Source organism: Fontibacter flavus (assembly GCF_042432905.1).
Taxonomy (GTDB): domain Bacteria; phylum Bacteroidota; class Bacteroidia; order Cytophagales; family Cyclobacteriaceae; genus Fontibacter; species Fontibacter flavus.
Genome location: NZ_JBHLWI010000053.1, coordinates 1 through 21,339 on the forward strand (window position 1 = coordinate 1; position 21,339 = coordinate 21,339).

The following is a 21,339-nucleotide window of genomic DNA, read 5'->3' on the forward strand; positions in this document are numbered from 1 at the left end:
TTGCCAGTCTGATTTTTAAAAACTACCTTAGACATTGTTGTATTTTGTTCAACTCTAAAATAATAATTTTAGAGAAGATCAACAATAAAAAAAGGGTGTCTCGACTTTTCGGACACCCCCTTTTTTGAATGCTCATTATTCTTAATAATATGGAGAACACATTGTCATGTTATCAATTTTGAAGGCTTCGGGAGAATTGTCATTTTTACCTACATTCCCGACACTCAAAATAACCAAATATTCAGGACCGGAGTCAGCCAAATGGACTTTGATGTGTCCGTCAAAGGACTTGAAATCCTCAAAACTTAATTTTCTTCCATCTGATAAGTTTCCTAAAACGGTAACACTTTTCAAGCTTCTGATATCTACAGGGTTCAATAGATAGGCTATTGGGGAATCAATTTGATCATAGGCCCCAAAATGAAGATGGGCAGGAAAATAATACTCAAGCACATCTTTCTCCCCTGCTAATTCCAATGTCAATTCCAAATCTCCATTCAGTAATTCTCTAACGGAGACATTTCCTGTATAATTAAAATCCGAACCTTTATACAAGGCGAAGGTCAATTCATTTTGTAGCGCAACCTCTTCTTCTTCCTTCTGACAGGAAAAAAGAACTAGGCTCATTAGAATTAAGATTGTTAACTTTTTCATTGTAGTGGTGTTATACTGTTAAAACGCCTTTAAAAGAATTTAAGTTTTCTTTACCAATTTAAATTTACTTAAATTATTTTCCATTCAAAGTGAATCAAGTCACATTGAATTTCCCTCCCAAAAAAATATGAAGCATTTTGCTGAACTGTTTACCCAACTTGACCAGAGCAATAAAACATCTGACAAAATGGAAGCACTTAGGCAATATTTTGAAAATGCCTCTGGAGAAGATAGATTATGGACAATAGCACTTTTTACGCATAAGCGTCCCAAAAGACAAGTAAATACCAAGTTATTGATAGAATGGTGCTGTGAATGGTCCGGAATACCGGATTGGTTATTTGAAGAGTCTTACCAAACTGTAGGTGATTTGGCAGAAACGATTTCCCTCCTTTTACCTTTGTCCCAAGGTACCAAAGACCAACCGCTATCATTTTGGATACGGTATTTGATGGATATGGAAAACATGGAAGTGGAAAGTAAAAAAGAAAAAATCCTCGAGGCATGGAGAAATTTAGGTCGAGAAGAACGGTTTATCTTTACCAAAATTATTACCGGGGGTTTTAGAGTGGGGGTCAGCCAAAATCTCATTACGCAGGCTGTTGCTGATGTATTTGATATGGAGAAGTCTGAAGTAGCCCATAGGATAATGGGGGACTGGTCTCCCCTATCTGTAGATTTTGATACTTTAATCCTATCAAAAAATCAAACCGATAACCTTTCCCGACCTTACCCTTTTTATTTGGCACATCCACTGGATCTTCAATTTGCCAATCTGGGACCGGTAATGGATTGGCAAATAGAATGGAAGTGGGATGGCATCAGAGGCCAAATTATCAAAAGATCAAAAGAGTCATTTATTTGGTCCAGAGGTGAAGAGCTAATGAGTGAAAAATTCCCTGAATTGCTTGAAATGCTATCTAACTTTCCTTCAGGAACTGTTTTGGATGGGGAGATAATTGCTTTCAAGAACGATAAACCCCTGCCCTTTTCTTCATTGCAAACAAGAATTGGCAGGAAAAACCTAAGTAAAAAAATTCTGGAAGAGTCACCCGTCAGTTTTATAGCATATGATATTCTGGAAGAAAACGGAACAGATATCAGGAATCATTCTCTTGAACATAGAAGAAAAAGACTTGAAGTAGTCATTGATGAAATAGCACATCCAAAGTTGATCGCATCACCCATAATTGAGTCAGAATCTTGGGAAGAATTGACAAAATTGCACCAGCAATCAAGATCTATGATGGCTGAAGGTTTTATGTTAAAGAGAAAAAACTCACCTTATGAGGTTGGAAGAAAGAGAGGCAACTGGTGGAAATGGAAAATCGATCCTTTAACCATAGACGGTGTCCTGCTTTATGCCCAGAAAGGACATGGAAGAAGGGCAAACCTCTATACGGATTATACCTTGGCCGTATGGGATGAGGATAAATTGGTGCCTTTTGCCAAAGCCTATGCTGGCTTGACAGATGCAGAAATCATGGCGGTAGACAATTATATCAAACAAAATACGGTAGAAAGATTTGGACCGGTAAGGACGGTCAAACCTGCTTTGGTTTTCGAAATTGCTTTCGAAGGAATACAGGAAAGTCCAAGACATAAATCAGGAATAGCATTGCGTTTCCCAAGAATACAAAGATGGCGTGTGGACAAGCCTATTGAAGAAGCCAATACGTTGAAGGATTTAAAAGCATTACTGTCTGTTTATGGAGCATAAAGAGCTTGCGATAGCTTTTCAATATTTTGAGGAAAAAGGTTGGAAACCATTTGAATTTCAGGTCAACACATGGAAGGATTTTTTGCAGGGAAAATCAGGTATGCTCAATGCCCCCACTGGCAGTGGAAAAACTTTTGCTTTGTGGTTTCCGGTAATTTTGGACTATATCCGTCAACATCCCATCGATTGGCAAAAACCAAGGAAAAACGGAACACAATTGATTTGGGTTACGCCTTTGAGAGCATTGGCATTGGATATCCAAAAGGCGATGCAAGAAGTATGTACAAGCATCGGATTACCCTGGCAAGTAGCTGTCCGAAATGGAGACACAGATACGAAAGAGCGGCAGGCACAAAAGAGAAATCCCCCAGAATGTCTGGTAACCACACCAGAGACACTTCAGATATTATTGGCCCAAAAAGAAAACCAAAAGGTTTTCAAAGATGTAAAAGCGATTGTTATCGATGAATGGCATGAGTTAATGGGTAATAAAAGGGGGGTCCAAGTCCAACTTGCATTGGCTTATATTAAGTCTATTTGTCCACAAAATTTTAGACTTTGGGGAATCTCAGCCACAATTGGAAATTTGGAAGAAAGCTGCCGTATTCTTTTAGGCAATAAACTGCCTGTTCATTTGGTTCGGGCAGATGTTCAAAAAAATATCCAGCTTTATACGGTCTATCCTGATGAATTAGAGAAATATCCTTGGTCAGGTCATCTTGGTCTGAAACTGATTGATAAAATCATTCCCATAATTGAAGCACATCAGTCTTTGCTAATATTCACCAATACACGGGCTCAGACAGAGATCTGGTACCATCATATCATGTCGATCAGACCTGATTGGGCAGGCTTGGTGGCGCTTCACCACGGTTCTCTCGATCAGAGTGTTAGGTCTTGGGTAGAGAATGCGCTGAATGCAGGGAAACTCAAAGTGGTCGTCTGCACTTCTTCTTTGGATTTGGGAGTAGATTTTAGGCCGGTTGATGCCGTGATTCAAATTGGAAGTCCCAAAGGAGTCGCTAGATTTGTCCAAAGAGCGGGCAGGGCAGGACATCAGCCTGGACTTCCAAGCAAGATTTATTTTGTACCCACCCATTCATTGGAATTGTTGGAGGCCGCAGCGCTGAGAAGTGCGGTAGAAAAGGAAGAGATGGAAAGCATACATGCTCCTACCCTTACTTATGATGTCCTGATACAATTCTTGATCACTTTAGCTGTTGGAGATGGTTTGAGACCTGAGCTGATATTTCAGGTGATTAAAAGCTGCTATTCATACCATGAATTAAGCCAAGAAGAATTTGACTGGATCATGAAATTTATAACTGAAGGAGGCACTTCTTTATCGGGCTATGAGGAGTTTTCTAAAGTCAGTTTGAATGAAGAGGGTGTTTATACAGTAAAAAATAAGAAAACGGCCATGAGGCACCGGCTTTCCATGGGAACTATAGTCAGTGATCCCATGCTAAAAGTGAAATTTCAAAATGGCACATACCTTGGCATGATAGAGGAATACTTCCTTTCAAAATTAAAACCAGGTGACCGTTTTTTCTTTTCAGGTCGAAATTTGGAATTTGTGTCAATAAAGGAGTTAAGTGCTATTGTCAAATTGTCCACCAAAAAAAGTAATAATACCCCATCATACATGGGGGGAAGAATTTCACTCACTTCAAAGCTTGCAGGTAAAATCAGGGAAATTTTGGAAAATGCTGCCAAAGGAATTTTCGAGTCTGATGAAGTGGCTTATATTCATCCTCTTTTGGATCTCCAGCAGAGGCTGTCATTAATACCTGATAACCATACACTTTTGGTTGAAAGAAATATTTCCCGAGAGGGTCATCATATCTTCTTTTACCCTTTTGAAGGGCGAATGGTACATGAAATTCTAGGGGCATTGGTTGCTTATCGAATAAGTGTAAGCTTTCCTATTTCATTCAGCATCGCCATGAACGATTATGGATTCGAGCTCCTTTCTGATTCACCTATACCAATTGAAGAGATTCTAGAAGAGGATGTATTTTCAGAAATGAACCTGGAAGAAGATATCCTTACCTGCATCAATGAGAGCGAAATGACTAAAAGAAAATTCAGGGATATTGCCACAATTTCGGGATTGATTTTTCAGGGATATCCGGGAAAACCCATAAAATTCAGACATCTTCAGGCCAATTCCGGGATTTTGTATGGTGTTTTTGAAGAATATGATCCCCATAACTTATTGCTTCAACAAGCACACAGGGAAGTATTGGATATGCAAATGGAAAAGGATAAAATTCTTCAGGCTATCCGGAAAATTAACAGACAAAGAATTGTGCTTAAAACACCGGGACAGTTCACCCCATTTTCCTTTCCAATTATGGTTGACAGATTGAGGGCGCAATTGTCTTCAGAGTCATTGGAAGACCGGATTGCCAAAATGAGAGCACAAATGATTGATTAACTTTAAAAGGGCTTTTTTTATTCAATATCAAAGTTTTAACTTGTCATGCAATCTGACCCTTTCCCAGCATACAATGATTCCATCGTATTTTTTCCCAAAATGGAAATTACTTAAGACAGCCACAATAACGACTGTCGTAGTCCTTATTTTTTGTTTACCAGCGAAGGCCTTTCAGGAAGAACTTCACCGGCATAAGGCAGATAGTCTGTACATTCAGTATCAAAAAGCAAATACAGAAGAATCGAAGTTGAATGTGTTGTCCTTACTTGTGCAGGAAATTCACTATTCTGATTCTGCACTCAAATATTATCATGAAGCCATTGAGTTGTCCCGAATCTTGGGCAATAAAGAACTTGAAGCTCAAAACATCAATAGATTAGGGGTTTATTACCGAAATATGAACCTTCAGGAAGAAGCTTTAAAACTTTATGAAGAAGCCCTACAACTCAGTCTGGAATCCAAAGAGAACATACAGATTGGTCATTCTCTCAATAACATTGGTCAGATGTATTATTACAGGGAATATTTTGATGAGGCTTTGGATTATTATGAACAAGCTGAAAAATATTTTTTGGAAATCGACGATAAAAGTGGATTAGGCTATAATTATACAGGTATAAGCTTGGTACTTGGAGAATTGGGAAGGTATCAGGAAGCCTTGGAAAAAATTGATATGGCCATCAAAATAAGAGAGGAACTTGGTCAAACACGTCAGGTTATGGTCTCCAAATTCAACAAAGCAGATCTTTTGATCGCTTTGGGCAATTACCGAGAGGCTGAAAAAGATATATTAAAACTATATGAATATGGATTGGTAAATGACAAGGTGAGAGCAGTAAATGCCCTTGAAAAGTTGGTAGAATTAAAGGTAAAGAGTGGTGAAATTACCCAAGCCATTCAATATGCTGAAAAAGCACATTTACTTCATCAGGAAAAACCAGTTTCTGAATCCATGATTGCAGTGTATCAAATGATGAACCAAGTTTATTTTAATTTGGGAAATTTTGAAAAATCCAAAGTTTATCAGGAGTTGCTACAAAAAGAACGAAATGTTATAAAAGAGGAGAAAACAAAAATCTACCTCGCTGGCCTGACGATACAAAAACAAAAAGAGGAGATTGAATTTTTAAATCGGGAGAAAGCACTTGTAGCGCAAAATGAGAAATTTAAACTTTATCTTACTTATGGTCTTATCTTTCTTGTCCTGGTTATCAGTGTTGCATTTTTTATTGCTTATTGGGCGTTTAAAAGGGAAAAACATAACCACAAACAGCTTTCTGTTCAAAAGCTGCAAATTGAAAATCAGGCATCGGATTTAGACAAGCTCAATAAAGTTAAGGATAAAATATTCTCGATTCTTGCACATGATTTGAAAAGCCCTCTTAATTCACTTACAGGCCTTATCAAACTGATCAAAGATGATAACCTGACCAAAGAAGAGTTCTCAGAATATATCCCAATTATTTCCCAAAATCTCGGTTATAACAAAATCCTATTGGAGAATTTACTCATATGGTCCAGAAGTCAGCTTAAAGGATTAGAGTTAAATGAAAAAGTATTCGATTTGAGGGAGTTAATTCAATGTAATATTGATATGCTCTACCATTCAGGTTACTATAAAGGCCAATTGCTGATCAATGAAATTCAGGGTGACACGATGGCTTATGCTGATAAGGCTATGATAGAGATGGTCATTCGGAATTTGTTGACCAATTCACTCAAATTCACCAAAGAGAACCACAGGATTTCAGTAAGTGCATCTAATAAAGGAGATAAACTGCTGATCAAAGTAAGCGATCAGGGAGTAGGTATCAAGAAAGAAAACCTTGATAAGATTTTTGCCAATGAATTTTTCACGACTCCTGGAACCCATTTAGAAACAGGAACTGGAATTGGGCTTTTTCTTGCAAAGGAATTGGTAGAGTTCAATAAAGGTTCTATTTGGGTTGAAAGTGAGTTTGGATTGGGTACAGATTTTTACTTCGAAATTCCCAAAGCCTAATTTGCCCTCCAAAAATACGGGGTGAACAAAACCAAGATTGTAAATAATTCTAACCTTCCCAAAAGCATTAAAAAGGAAAGGAAAATCTTGGAAAATGGATCGAAGAAGGCAAAGTTATCCATAGGGCCGACTCTTCCTATAGCTGGTCCAACATTTCCCAAACTTGTGGCTACTGCCCCAAATGCGGTCATTATATCATACCCCATAATGGCTATGACTACTGACCCAAAAGTAAAAATCATCAGGTAAATCAGCAGAAAATTCATTATGTGGGTAATAATTTTCCCGGTAACTCTATCCCCATTAATTTTTAAAGGTACCACAGCCCTTGGATGTACAATCCTTTTAAATTCTAACCAGGAATTCTTAAAAAACGTTAGGTGTCGCACAAATTTGATTCCACCACTGGTAGACCCGGCTGAAGCTCCAAAAAACAGCATCATAAAAAACAAAAGTGTCAAACCAGAATGGTAGGAAGTATAGTCTGCAGTCACAAAGCCAGTGGTTGTAATCAAAGACACTACCTGAAACAAAGTGTCCCTAAAAGATTTTTCAATTTCCTGGCCAGAATAATGATAGACAGGAAACGATAGAATAACAGCTAAGACAATAAGAACAGTTGTATAAGCTTTAAACTCATCTGATCTCCATACCCTAGAAAATTTACCCGTTATACCAAAGTAGATGACGGTAAAGTTTGTTCCAGCAAGAAACATAAACAAAATTGCCACATACTGAATAAAGGGAGAGGTGTAATAAGCCATGCTGGCATTTTTCGTTGAAAAACCACCGGTAGCCATTGTTGTCAAGGCATGATTGATAGCATCATAAAAAGTCATCCCACCCACTAAGTACAAAACTCCTGCCAAGATAGTCAGTCCAACATAGACATACCATAGTCTTTTGGCTGTCTCCCTTATTCTTGGGTGAAGTTTGTCGGAAGTAGGTCCTGGAGATTCCGCAACAAAGAGTTCAATTCCACCAATACCCAAAAGCGGGAAGATGGCTACTGTCAACACGATAATACCCAAACCTCCGATCCATTGGGTCATGGACCTCCAAAAAAGAACTCCTTTGGGAGTTGACTCAATATCTTGAAGGACCGTAGCACCAGTTGTGGTTAAACCCGATATGGTTTCAAAAATGGCATCACTAAAGTTGATAATCGTACCACTTAAGATATAAGGCAACATCCCAAAAATCGACATCAGCAGCCAACTTAATGACACAATCATGTATCCTTCTCTTTTCCTAATATTTTGATCTTGCTTAGAAAAAGAAAAAAACAAAACCCCTCCTACGGTAAAAGAAGATAAAGCAGATAAAAGAAGAGCTCTTTCATCTCCACTGTCAAAATAAAGGGCAAAACCTACACCCGGTAACATTAGAAGGGATAAGAGCATCAACAATGCTCCCATGATTTTACCGATGGCTTTAAAGTGGATCATCTAACTCAATGAAATAATTTTTCTAATGCGATTTTGGCTGCCGGCAGGGCCAGAACGATAACTTTATCATCCATTTGCAGGGTAAAATCACCATCAGGTATATAGACTTCTTCTCCCCTAATTACACCAGCGACTATAGCGGTATCTGGAAAATGTAAATCCTTCAGGGAGTTTTTGGTAACCCTGTTGTTCTTTGTGATTACATATTGAATAATTTCCGCATCTACACCATATATACCGGACACAGCTTCAACTGTTCCTTTTCTGAGGTATCGGGTCACTTGATTGGCGGCGACAAGCTTCTTATTGATCAAAGAATCCACGCCAATACTGTGAGAAATGTGAATATACTCCCTTGTATCCACATGGGCAATGGTTTTGTACACCCCATGATTTTTGGCTGTAAGAGAAGTAATAATATTCGTTTCTGATGATTCAGTCAAAGAAATAAATGCCTCCATCTGCTCCAATCCTTCTTCAATCAGGAGGTCAATATTTTTATAATCACCGTTTATGACCAAAGTGTTGTTCAACCGTTCAGAAAGCCACTTGCAACGCTCTTTGTCCTTGTGCACCAAGGTTACCCGGTATTCATTTTCAAGTTTCAATGCTGTGGTCAATGCCATGTCATCGCCACCGATGATCATTACATTTGAGATTTTGACCATTTGCTGGCCTAGAAGCTCTATTATCGAAGAAACAGCTTTCTTATTGGATATGAAAAATACGTGATCATTGTTCCTAATAATAGTATTCCCTCTAGGAATAATGGTCATTTGGTCCCTGACAATGGCGATAATCCGGATATCCTCAAAAAGAGAATCATTCCTCATATCTGCAATTTTTTTATTGACCAAAGAACAGTATTGATCCAGGGTTATTCCCACTACATTGAGTTTACCTCCTTCAAATTCAAATACATCCGTAAATGTTGAATTCTTGATCATCCGATAGATTTCCCCACTACAAAGCATTGTGGGAGAAATAATATTGTCAATGCCAAGGTTTTTAAAGTAAACGTCATGTTCAGGTATCAAATAGTCATGATTTCTTACTCTGGCAATTACTCTTTTAGCTCCAAGCTGTTTGGCCAATACAGCAGCTACAATATTGGTTTTTTCGGATGTAGTCACTGCCATGAACATACTGGCATCTTTGACATTGGCATTTTTCAATACTTCCAATGAAGTGGAATCACCCAATACTGTCATGACATCAAGATGCGAAGATGCATTATCCAAGACATCCTTATCCACATCTATTAAAATAATATCCTGATTTTCGTAACTAAGCTGCTCAGCCAAATGGTATCCCATATCTCCTGCACCTGCTATGACGATGTTCATATTCGCTATTTATAATACATTGAAAATCAATGGTAAATACTGAAACTAACCATTATGGCCAAAAGGTAGGATGTTTTAACAGTATGCCCAAAATTATTGTCAAAATTTTATTGGCAATAGGTCTGAATATATCTACTCGTAGTCGTACTTCCAAGGCTTGAAGCTTTTTGCCAATCTGCACAAGCTTTGCCGTTGTTATTTGTTTTATAATGGCAAAATCCTCTGTTTGTCAAAATATCAGCGTTTTCAGGACTTAAAATCAAGGCATAATCATAATCAGGGATAGCTTTTGCATGCTGATTGCTTTTTAAATAGCAATTAGCCCTATTGAAATAATATGCCCAAACCAATGGATAATCTTCCCCATTTATTTTACTGTAAGCTATTGCATCTGAATATGCCTGTATGGCTTCATCCAATCTTTTTTCCCTTTGGAGGATATTGCCCAAATAATAGGCCATTTCATCATCTTCTTTAAAAATCTTCAAGCCGCTTCTTAAAGTCTCTATGACTTTATCCTTCGCCTCATCCACATTACTTCCTGCTCTATAATAATTGAGATAGGCAGAATGGAAAGATGGGTCATCTACAATGACTTTTTCTAAAATCCTGACAGCTGATTTATAATTGCCCTCCGCAATCATACTTACTGCAGTATTGTTGATCACGATAGAGTTTTCCCTTACCTCAATCTCCACATCATAGACATCTTGACCGAAAGTCAAAAAACTGATGAATAAGAAAAATACTGAAGAAAGATATTTCATTTCATTCATTTTTTTAAGCAAAATAGATCATGTGATTTCAAGAAGCAATTCATTCAAGCAATTTTCGGCTTTCTTCCTCTGGTAATTCTTCCACTTCCTTTAACTTCCTTTGGATTACTCTTGTTCTTGTGCCAACTAGTGAATCCAAATCATTATGCGCCTCTGAGATTTTCTTCTGAGCCTTGCTGATCAGGTCTCCAAATTTAGAAAATTCTGCTTTCACCGCTCCTAAAACTTTCCAAACTTCAGAACTCCTCTGCTGAATGGCTAAGGTTCTGAATCCCATTTGAAGGCTATTCAGCATTGCGGCCAAAGTAGTCGGGCCTGTGACTACTATCTTATAATCTTTTTGTAGGGATTGGGCCAGAATGGGATCTCTTACGACTTCTGCGTATAAACTCTCCATGGGTAAAAATAATAGACCAAAATCCGTGGTGTAAGGAGGATGCAGGTATTTGTTACTGATATCCTGAGCAGCCTTTCGGATCGCCTTGAACAATTCCTGCCTGGCATTCTCAATCAAAACCTTATCTCCAGTATCATAAGAATCCAATAACCTGTAATAGGTTTCCTGTGGAAACTTAGCATCAATGGGAAGGTATACCGGCTCATTTTCCATACTTCCAGGCATTTTTACAGCATATTCTACCCTTTCATTATTTCCTTTTCTAACAGGGACATTATATGCGTATTGCTCCGGAGACAACACATTTTCCAAAATTCCCTGGAGCTGATACTCTCCTAAGATTCCCCTGCTTTTGACATTACTCAAAACCCGTTTCAAATCACCCACACCTGTGGCCAATGTTTGCATCTCTCCTAGCCCTTTCTGCACAGCCAATAGTTGTTTGCTCACCAATTCGAATGAATGCCCTAATCGAGCTTCAAGGGTTTTCTGTAATTTTTCGTCAACAGTTTCCCTCATCTTATCGAGTCTCTCCTCTGTAGAGGCCAACATCCTTTCCTGTTTATTGACAAGCTCCTGAAATTTCTCCCGCTGTAGTTCATTAAATTCCTGAACATTGCTCCTGAACAGCTGACCAAAATCTTTCAGCACCTCAGCTTGATCTTTGGCATTGGCCCGCAAGGATTCGAATACCAAGGCAAACTGTTGCAATAAGCCCTGATTGATTTCTGTTCTGTTGGACTGCATTTGAGTTTCCACCGCAGTCCTAAATGCAGCCAATTCTTGATCCATTTTTTCAGAATTATCACTTTTATTCTTAAGTAGGAAAACCAAATACACGATCAGAGTAAACTGTACTGAAAGAAAAATAAGAAGAATTTGATCAATAGGCATAACTGAAGAATTTTGGAGGGGAAAGATAATCCACGTCCATTTGAATGCCTAGAAAAGACAGATATTCTGCGACAGATTTCGTCGGGATTTCTTCCATTGGGACATGTCCTGCCTGATCAAAAACTTTAAGAATTGAGTCAGGGATCATACTGGCAAGTTTTTCACCCTGACTTAAAGGAATCCATTGATCCTGTGCTCCCCACATGATCAATACTGGCATATTGATCTGACTAAATTCCACCTGATATGGCTTTCTTGTTGTCAGTCTGTTAAGAGTTGCTTTCCTGTTACCTTCCCTTCTCATCAATTCATAATATCTTCTTACCTGGTCTTCTCTTATTTTTGAGTCATCGTAATAAACCTGTTTGAGGTTAAGTTTAAAAACAAACTCAGGTGTACATTTTAACATCAGTTTATTCAGAATTGGATGGTTGGCAATTTTAAAAATCAAAGCCACAGAACTGTTATTTTGAGGAGTTTTATTTTTTTTATCTTGATCCAACCTAAGATTTGCTCCAGATGAATCAATTAGATTCAAGGTCAATATCCTATCCGGTTGATCGGAGGCCATTTTCAAAGCAACTCCCCCTCCCATGCTGTTGCCAGCTACATGAAATTCCCCTATGCCCAATTGATCTGCAATTTTAAAAACTAGGGAAGCATAGTCTTCTATTCCATACCTCATTTTAGGATCTGGACCGGTAAGACCATGACCTGGCAAATCCATGGATATGGTCATAAAATAGGGGCTTAATTCTTTCTCCCAAGCTTCCCAAGTATGTAAGGAGGAAAAACTGCCATGGATAAGAAAAATCGGTTCCCCTTCACCTTTTACTTTTACATGAACTCTGACACTGTCTATTTCTAGGAAATGTGAATATTCATCACTGTATTTATTGACAAGCCCCTCTGCATCCAAATCAGATCTATAAGATAAAACCAATATCCCTATCAATAGGAAAAGAAAGATCAAAACAGCTTTAAGTATAACTAATAAAATGATTTTCATGACCGAATATAATTCAAAATAAAAACACTCCCTATTGTTGAGTTCAATTCAAAAAAAAACCTGAATGTAAGCCACATTCAGGTTTTTTGATTTTTGTAGGATGCCTTAATGCGTTACCATTGGTTCCAGACTTTTCGCCTGCTCAATAAAGTTGGTCACTTGCGTCAATGCCGGTACTACCCTCGTCAGTTTTTTCTGGGCGTTGGTTTCTGTCAGCATTTTGTGAAGATTTTCTGGATTTCTCATCTTTAATTCCTTAACTGTATCCACACCAGTTGCTTTTAACAATTCTGCAAACTGACTGGCAACCCCTTTAATTCTAAAAAGATCTGCCATATTCACCCAATCCAAAATAACACCCTCACCTATACCGCAGGTTTCAGCAATTTCTTTTCTTCCTTTTTTACTGCCTCCTTTTTGTAATAAATGTTCAACTGTTTTAATGCCAGCTGCTGACAATTTTTCTTTGTTAACTGGACCGATACCTTCGATCATGGTGATTGTTTTTGCCATAAGAATAAAATTTAAGTTGTATTGTGTTATTTAAATAAGTTTCCTAATCCACCTTTGAGAAGATTCCCTGCTTTTTCACCTAAGGAATCACCAAGGTTTTTTCCTAACATACCAATCAGATCAGTTTGGTTGAAGTTTCCACTTTTACTATTACTGATAGCTGAAATGATTTTGGGGAGAATGAAGGAACTGATCATTGATGCCTTGTCGGCTGAAAGACCTAGTTTTGACATGTAGCTGGAAGAAAGTGAACCGATTATTTTTTGGAACATGGGTGTATTTGAAGCACTGCTTCCTTCATTAAGCATATTCAAAATTCCGTCAAAATTTCCCCCTGCAATCTCTTTTCCCAAAGATCCCATTAGACTATCTTTAGTAGTATCTAAAGCGTTTTTTGCTTGAGTGGAATCCAAGCCAATTTGATTGGTCAATCCATTAATTAATTCAGGTGAAAGTTTACTCAAGATTTCTTGTATCATATCTTTGAGGGTTTTTGGTTATTAATACCAGTTTTAAGAAAGATCACTGTATTTTTTTATACGATCACTTTGACTCCTATAAGGTACAGAATTAAATATATATTAAGAACTTTTTTGTTAATTATTTGACTCGTACATACAGTTTTCCTTCCACTTCTATTTTTTGTAAATTAATGATATCATCCTTACTTTGCTCTTTAATAAAAGACATCTTAACCTTGAATATCCTAAATAATCTCAAAATTAAATTCCGGCCTGCTTTAATATTTGCTTTTCTGATTTTTCTGTTGACCATTACAGAAAGTTCGGCACAGGTCAGGCCTGCATTAGGTGGTGGTTCACGTTTATATTCAAATGCTCTTGCTGAAATGGAAAATGGCGATTATGAAAAAGCCAACACCTTTTTCAGGCAGATTATTGAAAGCGGCCTTCCTATTTCACCAGAAATGCCTTATTTCTTTGCTGTGACTTTATATGAACTAAAGCAATATGATAATAGTCTAAACTTTATCAAAAGGTACCTTCAGATTAATGGCAGAAATGCAGAAAAGTATGATGAGGCCAAAGAACTGGAACAAAAACTTGAAGAACCTATAAGAGCTATTTTGGCCTGTAATTTTTGTAGTAATCAAGGCTATAGGATACATACCTGCCCTACCTGTGAAGGGAAAAAACAAATCAATCAAACCTGTAGCCTATGTAAGGGAAGGGGAATTGTGGGTTGCAACAAGTGTTTTGGAAAAGGTCTTCTGACCAAAAGGAATGTTTTTAATATCATAGAATACTATGAATGTGATAAATGTAACGGTGAAGGAAAGCATACATGCCCAACCTGTGATGGTAATTTGACCGAATTTTCTGACTGTAAAACCTGTCAAGGCCATGGCTTCATTCAAAGTGAAGAAATCTGTGATCATCAGCCAAGCCCACGTCACATGTCTTTGTTATTTGAAAAAATGAAACAACTTCATAGCCAATGAAATTCTCCTTTCCTCACCCCATGATCATTATGCTATCTTTTGTAGCATTGGCGACATTGTGTACTTACTTGATCCCTACGGGTTCTTTCGATCGGGTCCTGGATGAGGCCACAGGTCGTGAAGTAGTGGTAGAAGGAAGTTATAAAGTAATGGAAAATCAACCGGTGGGTTTGGGGAAAATGTTTCTCAGCGTACCGGAAGGAATTATAGAAGGCGCAGAAGTTGTGGTGTTGATCCTGATTATTGGAGGGGCCTTTTATGTAGTGGACAAAACCGGAGCTTTTCAATCAGGCCTAGAAAGTTTGATCCATAGATTCAAAAATGCAAAGGCCTACTTGCTCGCCTTGGTCGGAATTCTATTCGCCACTGCTGGAGCTTTGAACGGCCTTCAGGAAGAAATCATCGCGATGGTGCCTGTACTGATGATCCTGAGCCGAAAAGTGGGCTATACACCTATTGCCGGCGTGGCCATCTCTTTGGGTTGTGCCTTAATAGGTGGAGCCTTTGGGCCTTCTAATCCTTTTTCGGTGTTGATTGCTCAGAACTTTGCAGAGGTACCTTTATTTTCAGCAGGACTATACAGGATGATTTTTTTGGTGATGGCCTTAGGCTTTTGGATCGTCTATGTCATCCGTACAGGAAAAGACCCCAATCATCAGGCTAATCCATCAGAGGAAGTGCCTGATAAAATGTCTAAATCACATTCCCTGATCTTAGTTTTGGTAGCTCTTACTTTTGGGGTCATGATTTATGGCCTGAGCAACTGGGACTGGGACTACAACGAAATGTCAGCTATCTTTTTTGCCATGGGTTTGGCAGCAGGAATTATCGGGAAATTGGGTGTAAATGGTACGGCCAAAGCTTATTCAGAAGGCTTTGCAGAACTGATTTTTGCCGGGATTATCGTCGGTTTGGCCAGAAGCATTTACTTGGTCCTACAGAACGGACAGATTATTGACACCATCATTTATGCCCTTTTTAATCCTTTGGAAGGATTGCCTTTGGGACTTTCTGCTTTTGGGATGATGATCGCCCAGGCCATTCTACATATACCTGTTCCCAGCACTTCGGGTCAGGCCGTACTAACCATGCCCTTGTTGACACCTTTGGCAGACCTGATTGGCATGTCAAGGCAAGTGGTGGTTTTAGCTTATCAGTATGGTGCAGGCATTATGGATATGGTCACTCCAAGTAATGGGGGCCTGATGGCTATTCTGGCTGCAGCAGGAATTTCTTACAAGGATTGGATACAATATGCTTGGAAACCTATTTTGGTAGTATTTACTATTGCTGCGGTATCAGTAGTAGGAGGAATTTTTCTACTTTAAGAAAGAAGTTTTTGAAATGGTTTATTCTTCTTGAATCATTGTTTAAATTCAAACTTTAATATAGACCAACCTAAATAACCTATGCGAATCAACGATCACCAACCTTTACTCACTTATGTTGCCAATGAAGCCCGCTATGACCATATGCCATTCCGCAGATGTGGCCGAAGTGGCATACTCCTTCCTCAGATTTCGTTAGGTCTTTGGCATAATTTCGGTCACAATGCTGATTTCAAAAATGCCAGAAGTATTATCAGACAAGCTTTTGATCATGGCATTACCCACTTTGACCTTGCCAATAACTATGGGCCTCCATATGGTTCCGCAGAGGAAACCTTTGGTAGGATCCTGGATAAGGATTTCCGACCTTATCGAGATGAACTGATTATTTCCACCAAAGCAGGTTGGGATATGTGGCCTGGACCATATGGGAATCTTGGTTCGAGGAAATACCTCATCGCCTCTTTGGACCAAAGTCTGAAAAGAATGGGGCTTGATTATGTGGATATTTTCTATTCTCACAGACCCGATCCAGATACACCTTTGGAAGAAACTATGGGCGCTTTGGACCAGATTGTTCGTTCCGGTAAAGCCCTTTACGTGGGCATTTCCCAGTATTCTGCAGAAGATACCCTAAGAGCTTCCCAAATTCTCAAAGAAATGGGAACTCCTTTATTAATCCATCAACCCCGCTATAGCATGTTTGACCGCTGGGTGGAAAATGGCTTATTGGATGTCTTGGGAGATGAGGGCATTGGCTCCATTGCCTTTTCGCCACTTGAACAGGGTGTTCTGACAGACAAATACCTCAAGGGCATTCCTGAAGACAGCAGGGTAGCAAAAGATGGTCGCTATCTGAAAAAGGAACAGATTTCAGATGTGGTTATCACCAAAGTAAAAGCCTTGAACGACATCGCCAAAAAAAGGGGACAAAGCTTGGCTCAGATGGCCATTGCCTGGTTATTGAAAGATGAAAGGGTGACCACCGTACTGGTCGGGGTAAGCAAAGCTGAGCAACTAGCTGATAATGTAAAAGCCTTGGACAATATCCGCTTTACAAAAGAAGAACTAGATGCCATTGAAGACATCCTGAGTAAAAAGTGACCTTATTGAAACCACAGAAAAAAGACAAAATGTCTTTTTTCTGTGAAAATCAAATTTAACCAATAGAGTAGAGCCTTCAGGATGCTTAAGTATCCTGACAGCTCTACTTTACTGATTCAAATAAATCACCTAATTCAATTCTATCCCGCCAAATGAAAGGCTACCTTTTCTCCATTATTCTTTTTCTTGTACTTGTTTCTTGTGGTCAAAAAGAACAGGAAGCTCAAAATCTTCAAGTGGGGGTATCAAAAGCGGTTATAAATCCCCCAATAGGCGCTTTTATCGCAGGGGACAAACAAAATCGAAGGTTTTCAGGGGTTTTGGACAATTTGTACGTGAAAGCTGCCGTCTTTTATGACGGCAACGAAAGTTTTGCCTTGGTAACCGTTGACTGTATCGGCTTGCTCTATCAGGACCTGTTGAAAATCAGGGGAAAAGTTGGCACAATGGACTTGGGCATCCCCTTTTCTCCCGAAAAAATCGTCATCAGCTCCACCCATACCCATTCTGGACCGGATGTAGTCGGATTATGGGGAGAAGATTACACCCAATCTGGCGTGGATCCGGATTATATGGATTTTTTGATAAAAACCACGACTGAACAAATCCAAATTGCAGCCTCCAAACTGGAAAAAGCCAATGCTAAATATGGAAGTACTGAATATGGGCATAATTGGGTAGCCAATATCTGTGAGGAAGAAATTGACCGATCTGTTACCGTGCTGCAGTTTCTCAATGATAAAGGTCAAAACATCCTTTCTTTGACGAATTTTGCCTGCCATCCTACCTACCTGGATGCCGTATATAATGAGGTTTCTGCGGATTATGTAGCGGGATTTTACCAAGAAATGGAAAAGCAGATGGGTGGAGAACACCTCTTTCTACAAGGGGCTATTGGTGGATGGATTCAACCTATGGATAAAGGTGTTCCATATTCGGAAGTTCTACGAAGGGGATCGGGCTTGGCCAATGCAGCGGTTTCTGCATTGAAAGAAGGGAAAAACCTACAGTCGGCCTCCTTGTCTTTTCGGAGTAAGAAGATTGATTTACCTGTAGAAAATGAAGCTTGGCAACAGTTGGCTGCTGGGGGGATTATTCAAAGAGCCATTTCAGATGTAGTTGAAACAGAAGTGGTTTGGTTTTCTATTGGAGAGGCCAATTTTGCTACCCATCCGGGCGAAACAGCTCCGATTTTTGGGCTTCAGACCAAGGCTTTGATGCCGGAAGGTCCACAATTTGTTCTGGGGCTTGGACAGGATGCCTTGGGCTATATTGTCAAACCCGAATATTTTGAAGATCAAAGTTTACCGCATGCTCCTTATTTGACCAGGATGTCTTTAGGGAAATTCACTGGACAACAAATCATGAAAACCTTGGAAGATTTAGCTTTAGCAAAATAAACATTAGCCTTAAGCTGGCAAAAATCCCCCGCTCCATGGATAAAATGATGGAAGTTTTTCGGAAATTCAGCAAAAATTACAGCCCATGGATATCAAACCGAAGCAATGGATCAATGAACTCGATAAACTGAGCGGGGATATCAGGGATTCTTTTGGCAACCTTGATAAGGAGATACTTTTCTTAAAACCCGATAGCAAATCCTGGAGCATCGCAGAAATTCTGGAACACCTGATCACGGTAAACAGCAGTTATTTTCCCATTTTCAAGCAATTGATTGACAATACTTTTGTAGGCGCATTTATAGGTAAATTCAGTTTTTTCACAAAACTATTTGGAAATATGATTTATCAGTCTGTTTCCGATGGAGGGAAAAAGAAAATCCGCACATTCCCATTATGGGAACCAAAGATTAAAGAGGGTGAAGCGGATATCATAAAGAATTTTTTGGCGCATCAGGAAGATTTAAAAAACTGGATCAAAGAACTAGGACCTTACATTGAAAAAGAGGCCATCATCCATTCTCCTGCCAATAAACTGATCGTATATTCCCTTCCCCAGGCTTTGGATATAATCATTGCCCATGAAAAACGGCATCTTGAACAGGCAAAAAATGTTCTTGAAAAAATTAAGCCATCAACTTGAGAAGAGGCTAAAATGTCTGGTTAATAGCTAATTGAAACTTGGAACTTAGGAGTTTTTTTGTTTATTTCGGTAAGTAAATTCTTTGATATCTTTTGTTCAATTTTAAAACCAGTTAGTCATGAAAATCAAAATCACCAAAAGAGATGTAGGTTTCTTTTTCCTTGGGATTTTTTCCATTTTTCTTCTTGATACCATATTAAATTGGGATCAAACTGTTGAAGCTTTTAAAAAGGGATATAATGATGGGGCGAAAATGGAAAAATATATCGAGAAGCAATAGGGTGTTTAATCAGATTGCTATATTAAACCCTGTTCAAATGATGTATTATATTCTCAAAACCCTGCAAAATGATCAGGCTTTTATACTAATTGAGACGTTAAGAGTATATTCCATCATTAAAACCAAAGATCAGCTATGACTTTCTATTCGAAAAGGGACCTGCAATTTCAGTTATTTGAAAATCTCAGGGTCATGGAACTTACCCGGCATGCCTATTTCCATGACCATACCAAGGAAATCTTTCACTTGGTATTGGAAGCGGCTGAGCAAATAGCTGAAAACTACCTCAGACCCTTATTGACAGAAATGGATAGGAATGAGCCAAAATTGGTCAATGGAAAGATCAAGGTGCATGAGGGAATGAAAGCCATCATCCGTCAATTTGGAGAAAATGGCTGGATCAACGCCACCTTTCCTTATGATCAAGGAGGACAGCAACTCCCCAATACCCTGCATATGGCCGCAGGATTCATCTTTCAGGCAGCTAATTATTCCGCTTCGGTCTATCCTTTTTTGACCACCGGTGCGGCCAACCTGATCCTTACTTTTGGTAGTCAGGAATTGATCGAAAAATTTACTCCAAACATGTATAGCGGAAAATGGCAGGGAACCATGGCCTTGACAGAACCGGATGCAGGATCCTCTTTATCTGATATCAGCACCACCGCCTATCCAACAGAAAAAGAAGGTGTCTATAAGATACAGGGCCAAAAAATATACATTTCCTGTGGTGACCATGATGCCTGCGAAAATGTCATCCACCTCATGTTGGCAAGAATCAAAGATGCTCCTGCAGGTGTCAAAGGCATTTCACTCTTTGTAGTCCCCCAAAAAAAAGTGCCTTTCGGTGAGTCCAATGATGTTTTGACAGAGGGTATTTACCATAAAATGGGATACAAAGGTGCGCCTATTGCACATTTGATGATCGGATCCAATGATGGTTGTGAAGGATTTTTGGTGGGTGAGCCACACAAAGGACTTTCCTATATGTTCCAAATGATGAATGAAGCGCGCGTAGGTGTTGGGATGAATGCAGCTGCCATTGGAACTGCCGCTTACTACTCTTCTCTATCTTATGCCAAAGAAAGACCACAGGGAAGAAAAATAGGAGAAAAAGACCCCTCAAAACCCCAGATTCCCATCATCCAGCATGCGGATGTGAAGCGCTTGTTGCTTTTCCAAAAATCAATTATTGAAGGATCCCTTTCCCTGCTTCTTTACTGCAGCAAATTAGGTGATATCGCCCATGCCGCAGAAGGACTGGAAAAAGAAGAAGCCTCGCTCCTACTCGATTTCCTGACCCCTATAGCCAAGTCTTACCCTTCAGAAATGTGTTGCCTGACAACTTCTGCAGCGGTACAGGTGCTGGGCGGTGCCGGTTACACGACCGATTTCCCAGTGGAGCAGTACTACAGAGAGGCAAGGATTCACCCCATTCATGAAGGAACGACCGGAATCCATGGGCTGGATTTGTTGGGCAGAAAAGTACCGATAAAAGAAGGCAAGGCACTTCAATTGTATGGAAGGGAAATAGCGACCACGATCTTTCATGCCAAGGAATTAAGCGGGCTATCAGGTTTCGCAGAGAAGCTTGAAAAATATATGGGCAAAGCCCAACAAACTACCCTGCACCTGCTGTCAAAGGCAGCTGATAAGACAGATGCATTTTTGGCCGATGCCACATTGTATTTGGAGTATATCGGTATTTTGACTATTGCATGGCAATGGCTGAAACAGGGAATGACTGCACAGGAACAACTGGAAAAAGGCTCTTCAGAACAGGAATTTTACCAAGGAAAAATCATGTGCCTTAGGTATTTCTTCGAGTACGAACTTGTAAAAATGGATGCTTTAGGGAAGCGTTTACTTTCCACTGATATGCCTACTTTGGAAATGCAGGAAGATTGGTTTTAAATACACTTGAAA

The 21,339-nt window shown here is 39.2% G+C and carries 18 protein-coding genes; 10 read left to right on the forward strand and 8 right to left on the reverse strand.

The features are described from left to right. Positions 1-141 precede the first annotated feature (141 nt). The gene (locus ACFFIP_RS17085; RefSeq protein ID WP_382388952.1) at positions 142-627 is read right to left on the reverse strand and encodes a hypothetical protein; all 486 of its coding nucleotides are present in this window, start codon (positions 625-627) and stop codon (positions 142-144) included. 154 nt (positions 628-781) lie between these two features. Between ACFFIP_RS17085 and ACFFIP_RS17090 the strand changes: the two genes are divergently transcribed. The 3 genes from ACFFIP_RS17090 (at position 782) to ACFFIP_RS17100 (ending at position 6,816) form a co-directional block, all read left to right on the forward strand. Next, the gene (locus tag ACFFIP_RS17090; RefSeq protein ID WP_382388953.1) at positions 782-2,374 is read left to right on the forward strand and encodes an ATP-dependent DNA ligase; all 1,593 of its coding nucleotides are present in this window, start codon (positions 782-784) and stop codon (positions 2,372-2,374) included. Beyond that, positions 2,364-4,814: a ligase-associated DNA damage response DEXH box helicase gene (locus ACFFIP_RS17095; RefSeq protein WP_382388954.1), complete on the forward strand. Its 2,451-nt coding sequence runs from the start codon at positions 2,364-2,366 to the stop codon at positions 4,812-4,814. The genes ACFFIP_RS17090 and ACFFIP_RS17095 overlap by 11 nt, the downstream gene beginning before the upstream one ends. 73 nt (positions 4,815-4,887) lie before the next feature. Then, entirely contained in the window at positions 4,888-6,816 is a 1,929-nt protein-coding gene (locus ACFFIP_RS17100) for a tetratricopeptide repeat-containing sensor histidine kinase (protein WP_382388955.1), read from the forward strand. On the opposite strand, the gene ACFFIP_RS17105 is transcribed toward ACFFIP_RS17100, so the two are convergent. The 7 genes from ACFFIP_RS17105 to ACFFIP_RS17135 all read right to left on the reverse strand — a co-directional run bounded on the left by ACFFIP_RS17105 (position 6,813) and on the right by ACFFIP_RS17135 (position 13,678). Next, positions 6,813-8,264 (reverse strand): TrkH family potassium uptake protein, encoded by a 1,452-nt coding sequence (locus ACFFIP_RS17105; protein ID WP_382388957.1) that lies wholly within the window; start codon positions 8,262-8,264, stop codon positions 6,813-6,815. The two genes, ACFFIP_RS17100 and ACFFIP_RS17105, sit on opposite strands and share 4 nt — an antisense overlap. A 5-nt stretch (positions 8,265-8,269) precedes the next feature. After that, a complete protein-coding gene (trkA, locus tag ACFFIP_RS17110; RefSeq protein ID WP_382388959.1) occupies positions 8,270-9,610 on the reverse strand; it encodes a Trk system potassium transporter TrkA in 1,341 nt (446 codons plus the stop codon). A gap of 107 nt (positions 9,611-9,717) precedes the next feature. Next, positions 9,718-10,377, reverse strand: a complete 660-nt coding sequence (locus tag ACFFIP_RS17115; RefSeq protein ID WP_382388960.1) for a tetratricopeptide repeat protein — start codon at positions 10,375-10,377, stop codon at positions 9,718-9,720. 49 nt (positions 10,378-10,426) lie between these two features. Beyond that, positions 10,427-11,677: a DNA recombination protein RmuC gene (locus tag ACFFIP_RS17120; RefSeq protein ID WP_382388961.1), complete on the reverse strand. Its 1,251-nt coding sequence runs from the start codon at positions 11,675-11,677 to the stop codon at positions 10,427-10,429. Continuing rightward, on the reverse strand, positions 11,667-12,686 hold the full coding sequence (locus ACFFIP_RS17125) for an alpha/beta fold hydrolase (protein ID WP_382388962.1): 1,020 nt from the start codon (positions 12,684-12,686) through the stop codon (positions 11,667-11,669). The genes ACFFIP_RS17120 and ACFFIP_RS17125 overlap by 11 nt, the downstream gene beginning before the upstream one ends. Before the next feature lie 105 nt (positions 12,687-12,791). Beyond that, the gene (locus tag ACFFIP_RS17130) at positions 12,792-13,199 is read right to left on the reverse strand and encodes a DUF4332 domain-containing protein (RefSeq protein ID WP_382388963.1); all 408 of its coding nucleotides are present in this window, start codon (positions 13,197-13,199) and stop codon (positions 12,792-12,794) included. A gap of 26 nt (positions 13,200-13,225) precedes the next feature. Next, positions 13,226-13,678: a DUF937 domain-containing protein gene (locus ACFFIP_RS17135; protein ID WP_382388964.1), complete on the reverse strand. Its 453-nt coding sequence runs from the start codon at positions 13,676-13,678 to the stop codon at positions 13,226-13,228. Between the two features lie 218 nt (positions 13,679-13,896). Here ACFFIP_RS17135 and ACFFIP_RS17140 point away from each other — a divergent pair, with 218 nt between their 5' ends. The 7 genes from ACFFIP_RS17140 (at position 13,897) to ACFFIP_RS17170 (ending at position 21,327) form a co-directional block, all read left to right on the forward strand. Beyond that, on the forward strand, positions 13,897-14,658 hold the full coding sequence (locus tag ACFFIP_RS17140) for a molecular chaperone DnaJ (RefSeq protein WP_382388965.1): 762 nt from the start codon (positions 13,897-13,899) through the stop codon (positions 14,656-14,658). Continuing rightward, positions 14,655-15,986, forward strand: a complete 1,332-nt coding sequence (locus ACFFIP_RS17145; protein ID WP_382388966.1) for a YfcC family protein — start codon at positions 14,655-14,657, stop codon at positions 15,984-15,986. The genes ACFFIP_RS17140 and ACFFIP_RS17145 overlap by 4 nt, the downstream gene beginning before the upstream one ends. 81 nt (positions 15,987-16,067) lie before the next feature. Further along, entirely contained in the window at positions 16,068-17,090 is a 1,023-nt protein-coding gene (gene mgrA / locus ACFFIP_RS17150; RefSeq protein WP_382388967.1) for an L-glyceraldehyde 3-phosphate reductase, read from the forward strand. Between the two features lie 152 nt (positions 17,091-17,242). Continuing rightward, the gene (locus tag ACFFIP_RS17155; RefSeq protein ID WP_382388968.1) at positions 17,243-18,490 is read left to right on the forward strand and encodes a neutral/alkaline non-lysosomal ceramidase N-terminal domain-containing protein; all 1,248 of its coding nucleotides are present in this window, start codon (positions 17,243-17,245) and stop codon (positions 18,488-18,490) included. Positions 18,491-18,575: 85 nt separating this feature from the next. After that, the gene (locus ACFFIP_RS17160) at positions 18,576-19,133 is read left to right on the forward strand and encodes a DinB family protein (RefSeq protein ID WP_382388969.1); all 558 of its coding nucleotides are present in this window, start codon (positions 18,576-18,578) and stop codon (positions 19,131-19,133) included. A gap of 118 nt (positions 19,134-19,251) precedes the next feature. Beyond that, positions 19,252-19,413, forward strand: coding sequence for a hypothetical protein (locus tag ACFFIP_RS17165; RefSeq protein WP_382388970.1), 162 nt, complete (start codon positions 19,252-19,254; stop codon positions 19,411-19,413). A 135-nt stretch (positions 19,414-19,548) separates the two neighbouring features. Beyond that, positions 19,549-21,327: an acyl-CoA dehydrogenase family protein gene (locus tag ACFFIP_RS17170; RefSeq protein ID WP_382388972.1), complete on the forward strand. Its 1,779-nt coding sequence runs from the start codon at positions 19,549-19,551 to the stop codon at positions 21,325-21,327. Positions 21,328-21,339 lie beyond the last annotated feature (12 nt).